At 44.0% G+C, this 16,165-nt stretch carries 14 protein-coding genes and 2 pseudogenes; 1 reads left to right on the top strand and 15 read right to left on the bottom strand.

Annotation, left to right across the window (positions count from 1 at the left end; translation table 11 throughout):
* Positions 1-9: 9 nt before the first annotated feature.
* The gene (locus BK575_RS04905) at positions 10-606 is read right to left on the bottom strand and encodes a hypothetical protein (protein WP_078409162.1); all 597 of its coding nucleotides are present in this window, start codon (positions 604-606) and stop codon (positions 10-12) included.
* 375 nt (positions 607-981) lie between these two features.
* Here BK575_RS04905 and tagU point away from each other — a divergent pair, with 375 nt between their 5' ends.
* A complete protein-coding gene (gene tagU, locus BK575_RS04900; RefSeq protein ID WP_078409161.1) occupies positions 982-1,881 on the top strand; it encodes a polyisoprenyl-teichoic acid--peptidoglycan teichoic acid transferase TagU in 900 nt (299 codons plus the stop codon).
* A gap of 43 nt (positions 1,882-1,924) precedes the next feature.
* On the opposite strand, the gene BK575_RS04895 is transcribed toward tagU, so the two are convergent.
* The 14 genes and pseudogenes from BK575_RS04895 to BK575_RS04835 form a co-directional block, all read right to left on the bottom strand.
* Entirely contained in the window at positions 1,925-2,626 is a 702-nt protein-coding gene (locus tag BK575_RS04895; protein WP_078409160.1) for a CpsD/CapB family tyrosine-protein kinase, read from the bottom strand.
* Positions 2,619-3,368, bottom strand: coding sequence for a YveK family protein (locus tag BK575_RS04890; protein WP_078409159.1), 750 nt, complete (start codon positions 3,366-3,368; stop codon positions 2,619-2,621). Before BK575_RS04890 ends, BK575_RS04895 begins: the two co-directional genes overlap by 8 nt.
* A 264-nt stretch (positions 3,369-3,632) precedes the next feature.
* Positions 3,633-3,800 (bottom strand): hypothetical protein, encoded by a 168-nt coding sequence (locus tag BK575_RS28310; protein ID WP_169907545.1) that lies wholly within the window; start codon positions 3,798-3,800, stop codon positions 3,633-3,635.
* Between the two features lie 327 nt (positions 3,801-4,127).
* The gene (locus BK575_RS04885; protein ID WP_169907543.1) at positions 4,128-5,135 is read right to left on the bottom strand and encodes a methyl-accepting chemotaxis protein; all 1,008 of its coding nucleotides are present in this window, start codon (positions 5,133-5,135) and stop codon (positions 4,128-4,130) included.
* Between the two features lie 569 nt (positions 5,136-5,704).
* A pseudogene (locus BK575_RS04880) lies at positions 5,705-6,546 on the bottom strand (NAD(P)-dependent malic enzyme); the annotation flags it as partial.
* Positions 6,547-6,649: 103 nt separating this feature from the next.
* Positions 6,650-8,077: a DHA2 family efflux MFS transporter permease subunit gene (locus BK575_RS04875; protein WP_078409157.1), complete on the bottom strand. Its 1,428-nt coding sequence runs from the start codon at positions 8,075-8,077 to the stop codon at positions 6,650-6,652.
* Positions 8,078-8,157: 80 nt separating this feature from the next.
* Positions 8,158-8,380 (bottom strand): annotated as a pseudogene (locus tag BK575_RS04870) (2-oxoacid:acceptor oxidoreductase family protein); the annotation flags it as partial.
* Positions 8,381-8,461: 81 nt separating this feature from the next.
* Positions 8,462-9,421 (bottom strand): VOC family protein, encoded by a 960-nt coding sequence (locus BK575_RS04865; RefSeq protein ID WP_078409156.1) that lies wholly within the window; start codon positions 9,419-9,421, stop codon positions 8,462-8,464.
* 46 nt (positions 9,422-9,467) lie between these two features.
* Positions 9,468-10,256: an SDR family NAD(P)-dependent oxidoreductase gene (locus BK575_RS04860; RefSeq protein ID WP_235867308.1), complete on the bottom strand. Its 789-nt coding sequence runs from the start codon at positions 10,254-10,256 to the stop codon at positions 9,468-9,470.
* A 41-nt stretch (positions 10,257-10,297) separates the two neighbouring features.
* The gene (locus BK575_RS04855) at positions 10,298-10,825 is read right to left on the bottom strand and encodes an aromatic-ring-hydroxylating dioxygenase subunit beta (RefSeq protein ID WP_235867307.1); all 528 of its coding nucleotides are present in this window, start codon (positions 10,823-10,825) and stop codon (positions 10,298-10,300) included.
* 21 nt (positions 10,826-10,846) lie between these two features.
* Positions 10,847-12,148, bottom strand: coding sequence for an aromatic ring-hydroxylating oxygenase subunit alpha (locus BK575_RS04850; protein WP_078409155.1), 1,302 nt, complete (start codon positions 12,146-12,148; stop codon positions 10,847-10,849).
* A gap of 39 nt (positions 12,149-12,187) precedes the next feature.
* The gene (gene nadX / locus BK575_RS04845; RefSeq protein WP_078409154.1) at positions 12,188-12,973 is read right to left on the bottom strand and encodes an aspartate dehydrogenase; all 786 of its coding nucleotides are present in this window, start codon (positions 12,971-12,973) and stop codon (positions 12,188-12,190) included.
* A gap of 16 nt (positions 12,974-12,989) precedes the next feature.
* Positions 12,990-14,435 (bottom strand): aldehyde dehydrogenase family protein, encoded by a 1,446-nt coding sequence (locus BK575_RS04840; protein WP_078409153.1) that lies wholly within the window; start codon positions 14,433-14,435, stop codon positions 12,990-12,992.
* Positions 14,436-14,448: 13 nt separating this feature from the next.
* A complete protein-coding gene (locus BK575_RS04835; RefSeq protein ID WP_078409152.1) occupies positions 14,449-16,137 on the bottom strand; it encodes a thiamine pyrophosphate-binding protein in 1,689 nt (562 codons plus the stop codon).
* Positions 16,138-16,165: the final 28 nt, after the last annotated feature.

The raw sequence follows: 16,165 nt of genomic DNA, 5'->3' as shown, positions 1-16,165 counted from the left end.
AAATTCAACTTAATTCGAAACAGCTCGTTGAACAGCCGCAATTTCTTCAGCTGAAAACTTCGAATATGCTATACTCTTCAACTTTGCTTTTTCATCTGCGGTTAACCCGTCTGCCGCCATTTGGCGAACCTGATTCATCTCAGATGCCGAAAAACGGCTCATCGCAAAACGGACAGCCTCATTACGGCTTGAAAACTCTTTTCCTCCTGAAGGCTTTGACTGTTCCGCCGGGGGAGTTTTCTCGGGAGCAGGTGCCTTCACTGCCGTATCGGGATCCGTCGGCTTACCTGCCGTATTCCCATTATCACCAGCAGAAGACGAAGAACTTTCGCTCTCTCCATTTTCCTGCTCTTTTGCCGCTTGTTTCTGAGAACCCGATTCTTTCCCTGATTGCTCTTCGGAACTCACTCCTCCCCCCAATTGAGCCAGCTCTTTTTCATTTTTCTTGATTTCTTCTTCGATCTGTTTCATGACTTCCGGATTTTTCTCCAATTCCTCGGAAATTTTATCTGCCGCCAAATTCATTCCATAATGATAAGCGGCATAACCGCCGGCTCCCAATATAACAACAGCTGAGCCTAAAATTACGATCCATTTTCTCATCATATCGACTCTCCATTCTACCTAGTTATCATAACAAATAAATGAAGCACAGTAAATTAATACCATAATTATAATCTATATAACCCAAAATAAAGCGGTTGAACCCAAAATGCTTTTTGGTTCAACCGCTTTGTCTTAAAAGTATGAACGGATGTTATGAATCTTATATTACTCTTTAGCAGCCTTATGAACAAAAATATTAGTTAAAATAGCTCGCCCATAGCTGATTCCCTTTCTCATTTGAAGCTATGCGGTCTTCTTCCACGTACACTCATTGCATCTTCCATCCTTTTTACTGGTAACAAGTACCTTTGTTAGCTCATGATGAATCTCTTATAATCGAATCAAATTACACTAAATGAAAGAGGACGATTCTATATGACAACTAGAAGATTAAAGAAAAAGAATTGGCCTAAAATCTTGCTATTTACAGCCTTGGGTCTGGCCATTGCAATAGGAGCTGCTGCCTATTCAATTTATAACACTGTTCAAGAAACGGTCAATCAAACATATGAGCCGTTGAAACGCGATAAATCAGACAAGCGTACCGCATTTACTGAAACAGAGCCGATTTCCATTTTATTGCTTGGCGTGGACGAACGTGAAGGAGACCGCGGACGTTCTGACTCCCTTATTCTTCTTACGATCGACCCAATTGAAAAATCGTCAAAAATGGTAAGTATCCCGCGTGATACGCGCACTGAAATCATCGGAAAAGGGATAGAAGATAAAATTAACCATGCCTACGCATTTGGAGGGGTGGATATGACGATCGATACAGTAGAACACCTTTTAGATATTCCTGTTGATTATTACGTACAAGTTAACATGGAAAGCTTTCAAGATATTGTAGATGCAGTGGGAGGGATAACTGTAGACAACAAATTTGCCTTTTCCTATGGAGGAGTAGACTTTCCAAAAGGAACGATTACCCTGAATGGAGAAGAAGCATTAAAATATTCCCGCATGCGTTATGATGACCCAAGAGGCGACTTTGGCCGCCAGGACCGCCAGCGTCAAATTATTCAAGCAGTTATCAAGGAAGGTGCAAGCTTCTCTACTCTCGCAAATTACAAAAATATTTTAAATAGCATTTCCAAAAATATAAAAACAAATTTAACATTTAAGGAAATGCAATACATTCAAGCAAACTATAAAGATTCGGTCCATAACTTAAAACAAGTACAAATAAATGGAACCGGCACAAAAATGAATGGTATTTACTATTATATTGTATCGGAACAAGAACGCGATATGATTTCAAATACGTTAAAATAGCATCTTGAACATGAAAAAAGACGGCAATGTAAGCCGTCTTTTTCTACTTCGTTCCGTAATAATAGTAATATTGTCCTTCTTCTTGCTTTCTTTGATTCAATACGACACCAAGAAGCTTTCCTTTAGCGGCTTGAAGCAGTTCTTTCGATTTCTGTGCCGCTTCAATTGGTGTTTGGCCGCTATGCGTGACTAGTACTGAGCCGTCGCAAAGATTAGCAATGATTTGGGCATCTGTTACCGCTAAAATCGGCGGTGTATCAAACAACACGACATCAAACTGCGAATATAGCTCCTCCAGCAGCTCTTTCATGAAAGAAGAAGCCAATAGCTCGGCAGGATTCGGCGGAATCGGTCCGCTCGTTAACACCGATAAGTTGTCAATGTCGGATGAATGAATCGCAGAGCGCCAACTCGTCTGCTTTGTCAGCACATTCGTCAACCCAATATGGTTTTCCAGACGGAACGTATAGTGAACGGTTGGTTTGCGCAAATCCGCATCCACCAGTAATACCCGCTTTCCTTGCTGGGCAAATACAACCGCCAAATTGGCAACCGTTGTCGACTTTCCTTCCCCCGGCTTAGATGATGTCACCATTAACGACCGCATCTCTCCATCGACATTAGAAAATTGAATATTGGTGCGAAGTGTCCGGTATTGTTCGGAAATCGGCGACTTCGGCTGAAAATGAGCAATCAAAGAACGCTGCGGAGAAGGAGCTGAGACCTGTTTCTTTTTCTTAAACATGTGTCGACTCTCCTTTCACACGATTCATGGAAACCGAAGGTCTTTGACCGCGTTTTCCTGCCGCTGATTGATCGATTGTCGTAATCGCTCCTATAACCGGAAGCTCCAGTAAACGTTCCACGTCTTGTTCGCTTTTAATCGTATTATCCAAATATTCTAATAAGAACGCTAACCCAACCCCAGTCATTACCCCTACAACAAGCGCGATCGCCATATTCAATAAAGGGCGCGGCTTCACCGGGTTTGGCTCAGACGGTACATCAGCCGTTGATAAAATACTTACGTTATCGACATTCATGATTTTCACGATTTCTGTTTTAAATACATTGGCGGTCGTATTTGCAATTTTTGCAGCCATTGCAGGGTCTTCATCCTGTACCGTAATGGCGACAACCTGTGAATCCTTTTCGCTATTGACCTGAATTTGTCCTGTCAACGCTTCAATGGAACGGTCAAGCTTCAACTCGTCCTTCACAAGCTCCAAAATAGCCGGACTTTTAATAATGACATTGTACGTATTGATCAATTGCAAGTTTGTCTGTACCTCAGCCGGATTATAAAATTGCTGTTGTGACTTTTCTTGATTGACAAGAATTTGCGTGGAATTTTGATAAATGGGTGTTAGAAAAAAGAAGCTAAGCACTCCGCTCACCGTCGTGGCGATAATCGTAATCAACACAATGAGCCATAAACGTTTTTTGAGCGTCTGAAATAATTCACGCAGACTAATGGTTTCTTCCATGATGACCCTCCAAGTATTCTCGTTTAAAAAACTACATATCCCATTATAATAGACCCATTGACAGATATCTACCAATTTTTCATAGGGTATGAGAAAATTAATACAACCTTTTCACGATTTCCCGCTGTAAGAGCAGGCTTCACCAAATTACTGAAAAAGAACCTGTTTCTTCTATTATATATTGCAATCGCTTTCTTTCGTTTTTCTGATCATAAAAAAATCCCTAACAGCTCAGCTTCAGGGATTACATCTACCATCTTTTATTCACTCGGCCGCCTTTCGGCTGTACAGCATTTGCAGCTTTTCTGAAATACCCTGTACAAACGTTTCCACCTTTACATCTTTCGTTTCCTTTCCCTCCACTTCACATTGCTGGAGCAGCTGAAGAAACTCTTGCTGGGAAATTGCTGATTCTTTCATTTTCAAACTCATGATTCAAAAAATCCTCCTAGTAACATTCATCGTTACTGTTTTATTCCCTTTTTTCGAATATTTACACGTATAAGCGTCAATTTACACTGAATTATAGCAAACTATTATTCTCCTGTAAATATCAGGATTTTATTCCTATATAAATCAATGGCCACGGGTACTCATGCCCATTGATTTATATAAAGATTGTCAAGCTACAATTCTGTTTTGTCATGATAGACATCTGCACCCAGCAGGAACCCTCTTCATTGTTTTCTGTAAAGCCTCCCCTGGTGTACTGTGGTGGTACCTAATATGTTGGCACGATGATCGAGACTACTCCATGAATCATAAGATAGATTCTACTACAATCACAGACCATCCCTTCCCTTTATAAGCGTTATAGCCTTCCGTTAAACAGTAAGCATATATTTGGTTATTTTCAAGCGTATAACTGCGTGTTTCTCTTCCCGATAGCACATTTTGAACGGCTTTCAAGTGCGTGAGCTTCGTTTTTAAAATCTCTGATCGATCCTTTGAAGCAATGACATAACCTTCCGAGTTAATGACATAAAGCTTGCTTTTTTCATCAATTTTTACACGCTCAATAATGTCGTAAATAAATTCCCAGTTAAATCTCGTCGTAAATACACCAATGATTTCTCCGGCATCATTACGAACAGGACTAGAATACCCCATTGTATATCCTTCCGCAACAGAAGAATAGTACATGTCAGTCACGTGAACATCATTAGTCTGAATGGTTTTCTGAAACCATTCTCGTTCGGACATATTTCTTCCAACTTGATTTTGGTTTTGAGCTGCTGCAATGATTTCACCCGACATATCAACGACAAATAAATCAAAATACACCTCATAGATTTCGTGAATGTTTTTCATAAATAATTGCGCGATTTTTTTCGACTTTACTGTCGGATCGATTAGACAATCTTTAATCGCGTCAAATGTAGCCCATGCTTGAACATCACAGTTTCTTTCGAATAAATTCCGATCAATCTTATCAATCGTATCAAATGCAATATCAACCGTTCGCAAAGCGATAATCTCATTTGCTTTATTCTGAATGTTTTTTATAATACTTTCGCTCTCCTTGCTTGCTTTTAAGCTTTCTTCCGCGAATTTCTTAATTTCTTTCGCAACAACAGAAAACGCTCTGCCGGCCTCTCCTGCGCGAGCGGCTTCAATCCCTGAATTTAAGGCTAAAATATTTGATTTCAATGATATATCTTGAATCTTCTTCATGACACCTTCCATTTTACGGTTATCCTGCTTCAATTCATTCATTACTGCCGAAACATTCAAGCTGCTCTCTTGGGTATGCTCCACTGCTTCCATCTCCTTTTATGAATAAAAATTCATTTCCAGCCCTCTACTATAGACTGAAATACAACATAATGATATTTTGCTATGCCGGTAGATTGAAAAGTGACAACTTATTCATATATACCTATATATAATTCACATAAATAATTTAACATGGATAAAGAGCGCCCATGTCACATTTTCTAAATCGATCTATATAGGTAATTATAGCTATTAATTTAGCAAAGCAGCTCATAAAAGTAAATGATAAAGACGAACATTTCACAAAATTTAAAAAACATTGTTAGGGTTTCTGACAATCCTGTTGTGACAAAACGTTATTTTTGATAATCATTTTTATAAACAGCATATGAAAACATTTTTTTCGTATAACCTTAATAATTGGTTTAAGGGTCGCAGCTATTATTTGTTAATCTTTTGACTATTACAATCCTATAAAACATTTGTCCCTTCAGGAGAAACTGAGAGGCTTTTATTTGTATCCAACATGAAGGAAGGCCCCGCAGAGATCCTTTCTCCACAGAGCCTTCTTTTTCGTAGTAATACATTCAACAACTTTGAGCTGACAGGACCTAAAAAGGTTATAAAAAAAGGGGGTGTTTTTCCGCTCCTAATGTTAATTGGCTATTTTTGATTTCTTCTATATCTACATGCTTCCGTGAAACACCCGTTTCTATTGCAGCGGCAGCAACAGCCGCTGCTACATCGGCCGCTACCCGGCGGTCAAATGGATCAGGTATGACATAATCGGCATGAAGGTCTTCATCTGGAATCAACTCAGCAATGGCATAAACAGCTGCAAGCTTCATTTCTTCATTGATTTCTGTTGCGCGAGCGTCTAAGGCACCGCGGAAGATACCCGGGAATGCCAATACATTATTCACCTGGTTCGGGAAATCCGAGCGGCCCGTCCCCACTACAAGTGCTCCCGCTTCTTTTGCATCCTCCGGCATAATTTCCGGCACCGGATTGGCCATCGCAAAAATGATTGGATTATGATTCATGGAGCGAACCATTTCTTTCGTCACGGCACCTGCAGCGGATACCCCGGTAACGCATCTGTCAATGACCCTTGCTTTTGTTCTTTATTGGTGATGCGGGCCATTTCTTCTTTAAATGGATTCATTCCAACAGGGCGGCCTTCATAAATGATTCCTTTTGTATCACATAAAATCACATCTTTTACACCCATGTGAAGCAATAACTTAACAATCGCTACGCCTGCGGCCCCCGCACCGTTTGCTACAACTCGAATATCTTTAATGTTCTTGTCAGCCAATTTAAGAGCGTTGATCAATCCGGCTGCCGTCACAATGGCTGTACCGTGCTGGTCATCATGGAAAATCGGGATGCTGCAATCTTTTCGTAATCGATCTTCAATTTCAAAGCATTGCGGTGCTGCAATGTCTTCCAAGTTCACTCCGCTTTATACCATTCCAAACTTGATTGCTCAATACTGAGCATAAAACGATCGTTTGTAAGGGAACGACCTTGCATTGGATCGAAAACGATTTCTCCCTTGTTCTCTAGCTGGCTGTTCTTTCATTATTTTTTTCCATTCCGCTTCTTTTGTCCTTCTGCAGCAGAACCGAAAGTGAAAGGGCCATCATCAGAGGAATCAGTGAATAAAAAAACGCATCTCCAACCGCAAAGCTCGCAGCAGCCGGCATACTGTTCCCTTCCTGGACATGTACAGAAATCTGATAAGCAAGCAGCGTCGAAAAAAAGGCAATTGAAAATGACGCACTGCATTGACGTACCCAGTTGTTCATGGCCGAGGCGTATCCCGCAATTTCCAGCGGCACGGCTGACATTCCGGCATTGGTGATGGGCATATTACAAAGTGCAATACCGATATAGCGGACAGATGTCCAGATGATGATATAAACGGTCGTTGATTCAATGGATAGGCTGCCCAGCATATACGTACCAACCATCATGAGGAAAATTCCCGCAACAATGAGCGGCACTGGGCCGGTTTTATGATAAAGTTTTCCTGACACCGGCGTAAACAGCACCATCATCAGTGCGCTCGGCATCATAATCAGTCCCGTTTCAAAAGCGTCAAGCTGAAGGCCTGTCTGCAGAAAAATCGGGAGCAAGAAAGCACCGACATACAAGCCCGTTGACAGCACTGCTTTTAGCAGTAAACTATACACAAACTTTCGATGTGACAATACGCTGAAGTTAAGCAGCGGAAATTCCACTCTCAGCTCCCGTCTTACAAATAAAGCTAAAAATAGTATGGCAAAACCGGCGGTCATCAAAGTCTTCGAATAGAGCCACCCCCAGGATCCCCCTTCTGAAAAGGTGATCAAAAGCAGCATACTTCCGATAAACGAAAACAAAAAACCCGGAAAATCAAAAGGTGTTTTCGCACCGGCCTCTGTATCAGGCAAAAATTTCATGGCCGCTGCCATCGCAATGGCGGCAATCGGCAAATTCAAACAAAACATCGCCTTCCAATCAAACAAGTCGATTAAAAATCCCGCGAGAACCGGACCAATTGCAGGTGCAAGTCCCGCTGACAAACTCCAAAGACTAAGGGCGTACGCCTGCCGTTTTTTTTCAATCGTCTGATACACGAGCGTCATTGTAGAAGGCATTAATATGCCGCTGCATATCCCCTGCATCATTCGGAAGAAAATCAAGCTTTCAATCGTCGGGGCAAAAATACAAAGCACAGAGAAAACAAAAAAACCACCCAATACACTTATGTACACTTTTTTATAACCGAACCGTGTACCGAACCATCCGGCAGAAGGAGCAGCCGCCCCTGCCGCAAGCATAAATCCCGTAATCGTCCACTGCGCCATCGACAGTTCAGCCGAAAATTCCGCCATAAAAGCCGGAACTGCCACATTGACAGTAGATGTATTCATGACCGCCAAAAAATTCCCGAAAAAAATGGCGGAGATGATCGGCCAAAATGCTTTTTCGTCTTTACTTTTCATACAACCGCCGCCTATAAATCAATTCTTTACATAAACTATTTCATCAATTTGTTAAAATGATTCAGATCAATGGTTTCCTAATCAAAGGCTACTAATCTATCAAGGTCATCAGCAATTGTACTTACTCGGCTCGTACTCACTCGAATCTTATTGTTTGTATGACCGCCTTTAATTCGAGATGAAAAGCGGCGGTAACCGTATAAAAAATAGCCAAGTCGGTTTAAATGCCGTAGAAAAGATTTCGCCCGTGCTCTCAATCCCTTCCCCCTGCTGGCCCCCGACTTTCCATGAAAGTTGTTTCACTCCTTATTATGCAAGTCCAGTTATTCAGATAATGCCTTATAAACAGGACCCTATTTTTGCTGATGCTTAAATAACAAATGTTTACGCATCAAAACGCTCCAGCAGTTCAATGATCACTTTATATGTCGATGTCGTATCCATATAGGCGTATCGGCCTTTTCCGTTAAAGAAATTTCCTGTCTGAATGACCGGATAGCCCATCTCTTCCAGCATCTTCATTTTCTCTTCCATATCCTTCACGACAAACGATATATGGTGAACACCTTCCCCATACGTTTCAAGATGGTGCTTCCACGTACTCGGAGAATCGCCTGGCTCAATCAACTCGATTTGGATCAACGGCGTATCGATGAACATATATCTTGATGTGCCTTCCGTCGGCTTTCCTTCATACATCACATTTGTTAATTCAGGAGGCCCTGAATGGATGACCGGCGGCTTTTCAACGCCAAGCAATGTACAATAGGCATCTGCAGCCGCATCCAAATCTTTTACGACAAAGGCAAGCTGTTCCACTTTGTTCGTTCCTAAAAGCGGCTGTATATGATCATCTTCCGGCTGTTCCCACTCCGTTTGTCTCGGCTCTGCACTTTCAAGCAGTTCCACCAACGTTTTACACTCATCTTTTGTATCTACATACACATACCGGCCGTCACTCGAGGTAAACTCACCCGTTTGCAATACAGGATATCCATGTTGCTCCATCACAGGAAGCCTCTTTCCGATTGCATCCACATCAAACGCGATATGATGAATGCCTTCTCCGACCGTATCTAAAAACTCACGCATCGTTCCCGGATGCCCGTCCGGTTCAATCAGTTCGAATTGGACGGTCGGTGTATTGAGAAACGCCAGCTTCGAACGTGAATTCGTTGGTTCATCTTTAAACACGACTTTCGAAACAGAGTGGTCACCCGTCAGAAATGGTTCCACCTTCTTAATGCCCAGCAATTTTGTAAAAGCTTCATTGGCAGATTCGATATCCTTTACGACAAAGGCAAGCTGATTAATCGTTCTGTTACCTGCTAATGGTTCCGTCATCTTCATCAACCTTCTTTCTACCAATCTAGTTTATGCCGGAATGAACTTAACCGAGTCCGCGCACCGACAATCCGCCGTCACTGGAAATGACTTCACCGGTGATGGCACGTGCTTCGTCAGAGGCCAGCAATACATATGCACCTACGTGATCTTCCGGCATCTGGGCAAGTTGAAGAACATTTCGTTTTTTAATGCTGCTTGCTTTCATATCATTATCGACGATTTTCACAAATGGACGCAGCGGCGGAATAACCGACAATGCCGTCAGTGTTCCCCCCGGGGCCACCGCATTGACCCGGATAGACGGCGCGAGTTCAAACGCCAGCTGGCGCATCAAGCCGATTTGGGCGTGCTTGCTTGCCGTATACCAAACGCCGCCCCCATCCGGATAAAAACTTGCACCGGACACCGTAAAAATAATATTACCATTCGTTTTTTGCAGTTCTTCAAGAGCTGCCTTCGCACTGAAAAATGAGCCTTTTACGTTAATATTAAGAAGAAAATCATACGCTTCGGAAAGCGCCTCGGGCGTCACATCGGCAAATTTGGCAAATCCATCGAACACGCCTGCATTCGCAACGAGAACATCTAGCTTGCCGAATTGTTCGACCGTAGCTTGTACCGCTCGCTCATTGTCTTCGTATTTGCTGACATCTCCCTGACAAGTAAGAATATCTTCACCGAATTCTTCCTTCATTTTCTCTAACGTTTCTTTAGAGCGGCCGATGATGCCCACCTTTGCTCCTTCTTGGATAAAACGGCGCGTGACCGCTTCTCCGATTCCTGACGCGCCCCCTGTAATTAAGACAACTTTATCTTTTAAAGCCATTGCCATTGTCTTCACCCCTCCTGTTAGCTTTCATCCGTGATTAATCGTTATATAAAGATGGCAAGATTTCTTGTATTGATGGTCGTTTGATCCACAATGAATACCCGCTTGGAAAGTTTCCATTTTCCATCTTCGAATAGAAACTCGTCATGTCGTTCGCCCGAAATCAGATCATGGTGAATATCGGTGCTGCGGCTTCGGTAAATAAGCAAATAGCTCTTGACGACGGCATTGGTCCCTTCCACATAGTCTTTTACGCGCACATTGCTGACAAAGCGGCGCGTTCTGGAAGGAGGAATTTCCGCCCATGCATAATCCGTTTTCAAACGTTCTACGCGAAGCTTCAACAATTCGATATCATCGTTGAACGTAAACATCTCCATCGAATAGTCCGGGCGCTCAACCCCTTCTTTATTGACCCGTACAGGCATTTGATAACGCAAGCTCGGGTGCATGAGATTGAACCAATCATCAAACTCGATATCATCCAGTAATTGCGCTTCATGATATAACCACTGTTCAAACTCATATTGCAGCAGCATGTTTTCCACATTCATTGTTTTTTCCATGTTCATACTTTTCCCTCCTCCCGCTTATCACTTCGTCATTAATTCCAGCCAATATTGATAGAAGTTACGCTGACTCGCTTCTGAAAATTTGTCATCGTACGCGACACCCGGTCCGACAAACTCGACAGGTTCGCGGTGAAGACCCATTGTATAGTTATAAGTGAGGTTCTTCTGGAAAGGCATCGGTCCTTGAGCGGCTTCCGTAATGTCCGTGAACACTTCCGTATCGTCTTGTTCAAAAATGCCAGACGGGCTGAACGTCAAGATAAATGCATCTCTCGAACGGTCTTTCCAATCTTGCGGAGCATGTTTTTCCACAAGCATCCAGGCGATGACTTCCATCTTATCGTGACTGATCGGACGCCACATTCTGATGGATGTGTTCGAGATCAATTGATCTTTGATTTTCGTATGGGAAATTAAGAACGACAAGTTCGGGAAAATGTTCCCGATCATGTTTTTCAAGCTGGACAACACTTCATATTGCTCTTCAGACAAATTACGCTTATATTCATCCTTCAATTCTTCCGGGAAGGCGAAATCAGGATTCGGCATTCCGAGATTCAGCCCGTGTCCGTTTTCCGTATAAATTTGAAAGCCTCGCTTGGAATACGTCGCATTCGGCACCATACCCAGCTTAGCGATGGAACCATGCGTCACCATCGTATGATATGAATCGCCGACAAAGTTATCTGAACCGACCTTCCAGTTGGATTTCACAATGAATCGCTGTGGAGCACCGACCACTTCCATTTCTGCGCGTCCTGCCACGATATCCACATACCATTTGAAATCGCCGAGAAACTCTTCGAGCGGCTCTGCCTGTTCATTCCATGTTCCAAATAAAAGACCTTTATACGATTGGAGCCTCACTTGGTGAAGACCCATTTTTGAACGGTCAAGTTGTCCGCCGTAAATATCTTTTTGAAGCGGTACACCGATCAGCTCACCTGTGTTTTTAAAGTTAAATCCATGATATGGACACGTAAAGGAAGACTTGTTCCCTTTATCAGCCCGGCACAGTTTCATGCCGCGGTGTGTACACATATTATAGAAAGCGCGGATGTCCCCTTCGCTGTCACGCGAAACGATGATCGAATAGCCGGAAAGCTCACGTGTCATGAAGTCCCCTGGGTTTGGGATTTCAGATTCATGACCGACAAAAACCCATGTTTTCAAAAATACCTTTTCGTGTTCTAATTCATAGACCTTTAGATCGCCCAGAAGATAAGCAGGGATAACCCCTTCCTTCGGTTTCACCGTTTCGTTCAAATGGTTGACCATTTGCTCTTTCGACATTTCTTCTAAAGATTTCTCCGTTTTAAGCATATCTCTGTACTCCTTCCTCTACGGACTTCGCTTCATTCATTACCCGACTTGAACTGCTTGATCTTTATTTTGCAGTGTAGCCAGTACACTTAACGCCGCTAAATAACTCGTTTTCGGATTGTTTGGCATCGGATCGTTCTCTACTTCAAGCTTCAATGTTCCGAATGAACCTGACGCTTCAATAAGGTGGCTGTTTTTCAACACATCCGGATCGGCAATAATTTTGACTTTCGTCTTTTCAGAGCCAAGACCAGCCAGTGACAGCACGATCGCCACATTAATATTTCTCGGAAACTGCTTAATCGCTTCCGCCGCAGAGCCTTCAAACAAAACGGTTTCCTTTTCTAATGAAGCACCTGCCGGCAATGCACTTGGCGGTTTTCTTGTTGTAATGGAAACGGTTTCAAGTCCGTTTACGGCCTTTGCCGATTTCAGTACATCGAGTCCGCCAATTGCACCAGATGGAAGGAAAATGCTTACATTTTGTTTTTTGCAAATTTCGCGTGCACTTTCTTCAAAAGCAGCATCGGCCATCACTCCTATGCTGCTTAATAATAAATCTTTTCCACTTTTGAGCACTTTCAATGTATACTCTTGGGCGGCTTCAACCGTTGCTGCTTCGATCACTAAATCCACATCAGAATGAATAAGGGAGTCAACATCACGATACGCCTCTGTCCCGAATTCCTCGGCTAGCTGCGCTGCGACTTCTTCGCGGCGGGCATAAATGGAAACGATTTCCCCCCCTGGAAGAAGCCCATCCTTATTGATTGCCTGAAGCAGAAATGTACCGATATTCCCGCACCCAATTAGCCCTAATCTCATGTTCTTTCATCCTTTCTCAATCCGCAAACCCGTATGAATCTGCGAAAAATTCCAATCCACAATGTCTCGTTTCGCGGGAAACACCACTTTCTTTTAAGCCCGGAAAATCAAGCGCCAAATCACTGAATACGGTATGAGTATTATGGAAAACAGCTCCTGCCTCGAGACGATCGGCCAACTCCAGCGCCAACTCTTCATTTTCGGTCCAAACAGACGCCCGCAAACCAAATTCGCTGTCGTTTGCGAACTTGACCGCTTCATCCACATTAGAGAAAGGCAAGATCGGGATGACTGGACCAAATTGCTCAACCCGAACCACTTCGCTTTGCTGATCCACCCCTGTTACAATCGAAGGCAGCATATAGTACCCTTGATTCCATGTTTCCGGATTTAGTTGAATGCCGGCAGTCATCACATTTGCACCTGATTTGGCCGTACGTTCAATCAACCCGCTCACATAATCAAACTGTGCTTTATTGTTTAACGGTCCCATTGTCACATCAGGCTGAATGCTGTCACCTACCACGACCCGTTCAAATTCTTTCGTTAACTTTGTTACCACTTCATCGTAACGGGATTCATGGACATACACTCGTTTAATAGCTGAGCATACTTGGCCTGCCGCCCGTAAAATCCCCATTTTCAGACGTTTGATCGCTGCGTCATCAAGGTAGGCATCCTCCAAAATAATGGCTGGATCATTGCCGCCCAGTTCCATATACACCTTTTGGAGATTTCCCGCAGACTTCTTCATGATCTCTTTCCCTGTTTCGGTACTGCCGACAAACGCGACGGTACGCACGCGGGAATCGGAGCAAAGCGTATCACCGATCACTTTTCCGGAACCAGTCACAATATTAATGACGCCTGGCGGAAAATGGTCAGCGACCACTTTTAGACAGGTCATGATGGTTAACGGACAATTGGTAGCGGGTTTGACCACGACCGTATTGCCGGTCAACACGGCTGGGATGACCCGTTTGAATGTTAAAATCATCGGCGAATTCCACGGTGTGATGACAGCTGTAACGCCTCTTGCCCGTCTTCTCACCTGAACCTTTTGGCTTCCCGGGAGTGTTTCCGGCTTCCACCAGTTAAGCAATTCTGCTGCGCCACCCTTCATGACATCCACACAGCGCAGTAAATCTTTTTTCGCTTCGACAAGCGTTTTACCGTTTTCCCGTACAAACAAAGTGACATTTTCCTCGATGATTTTCGCCAGTTCTTCTGCCGCTGCATTCATTCGGGCAGCGCGGTCTTTCACATCCGAGCGGGACCACGTTTCATAAGCCTTTTCTGCCGCTGCGATTGATTCATGGACGATTTCCTTCGAACAAATGGCCACTTGGCCGACTACTTCTGACGTGTTAGCCGGATTGACGACGTCGGCCGTTTCTTTTATGTCGTTCCACTCTCCATTAACAAGGTATTTTCCTGAAACCATTGGATAAGTCGAAATCATATTCAATCCTCCTTTATAATTTTTTCGGTTTAAATGCTTCCACCGCTCCTGGAGGTCCGCCGAACGGCTTCGCCATTGGCCCGACCGCATCCATATCGACCACGATCATGGAAGGCTTGCGTCTTTCCTTCGCTTTTTTCAGCTCGCTTACAAATTCATCTCCAGAACTGATTCGTACAGCCTCATAATGCATGGATTCCGCCAATTTCACAAAATCCGGACTCAATAAATCGACCGCTACTTGGCGTCCATATGCCGCGTCTTGAATATTGCGAAGAACCCCATAACCTGAGTCATCAAACAAGACAATGATGACCGGTAAATTTTCTTCCGCTGCCGTCACCATTTCGCCGACGTTGACCATAAACCCGCCGTCTCCAGCCATCAGCACAACCGTTTGATCCGGGCAGCCTACTTGTGCGCCAATAGCTGTTGGAAGGCCTTGGCCGATTCCGCCCCCTGATGCATGAATAGACGTTCTCGGTTCATAAATGTCGAATAAACGGCTTCCCCAAACGTTAGCTTGCACCGTTACATCGCGAACCAAAATCGTATCGCGCGGCAAAATGTCTCTCATGCCGTCTACGAATTGCTCATACGGCCCAAGTGTCGCACGAAGTTGGGCACGCACTTCGTTTCGAAGCGAACGAGTTTCTTCTATATAATTAGGCGCTGCCGAAACAGATTTTCCTTCTAACCTTTGAACAAGGGCCGCCAGCATCTCTTTTGCATCACCCACTAAACCGAATGTTGCTTGATAGTTGCGGTTGATGGCCTGCCAATCGGCATCAATTGCGATATGCTCCTGTGGCACTGGCACCTTCCAGTTGGACGTTTCGTTTCCTCTGAAACGGACACCTACGCTGATCAATAAATCTGCTTTTCTCAAAAACTCTTTTGTCAATTCATAAGCCGCAAAATGCCCGATACATTGGTCATGGTCTTCGGGAATCGAACCTTTCCCCGATTGACTTGTAATCACAGCCGCGCCAAGAAGTTCCGCCAACTTTTGCAGCTCCCGGGAAGCATTGGCCGTGATGACACCGCCTCCTGCCCAAATAACCGGACGGCGCGCTTGCGCGATTTTCATAACCGCTTGTTCAGGAATGAAATCCGCTGATGACGGTTTAGATACTGCAGGCTGCATCCCCTCAAGTGAAAGATCTTCAATAATCGCTGATTGAAAATCGATTGGAATTTCCAAAGATACCGGTCCTGTCGGAGCAGTCAACGCCTCTTGAATCGCTTTTCTTACGACAGCCGCTGCTTGTTCCGGCTTTCTGAGCCGCACTGCGTTTTTACACGCGCCGCTCATCATCGAAAGCTGGTCCTTGCATTCATGTATGTATCCGCGGCCAGTTCCGAGGTATGGAGACGCCACTTCACCGGTCAAATGAAGAAGGGGAACACCGGCAGCCCAAGCTTCTACTAATGAACCGGCCGCATTTCCCGCTCCTGTTCCTGTACTCGTAATGACGACACCCAATTTTCCCGTCGCACGTGCATAACCGTCCGCCATATTGACAGCACCGCTTTCCCCGCGCGAACAGATGAGTTTAATGCTTCCCTCTCTAAGAATGGCATCATAGATAGGCATATTATGAATACTGACAATACCGAAAGCGGTTTCAACACCCGCTCGCACTAACTCCTTTACAACCGCATCGGCGGTAGTAAACTGCATTTCTTCATATGTTTTCATGATTTCATCCTACCTTCGCATAATAGAA

This window comes from Priestia abyssalis, assembly GCF_002019595.1.
GTDB classification, from domain to species: Bacteria; Bacillota; Bacilli; order Bacillales; family Bacillaceae_H; genus Bacillus_BA; species Bacillus_BA abyssalis.
This window is presented reverse-complemented; position numbering and strand designations above follow the sequence as displayed.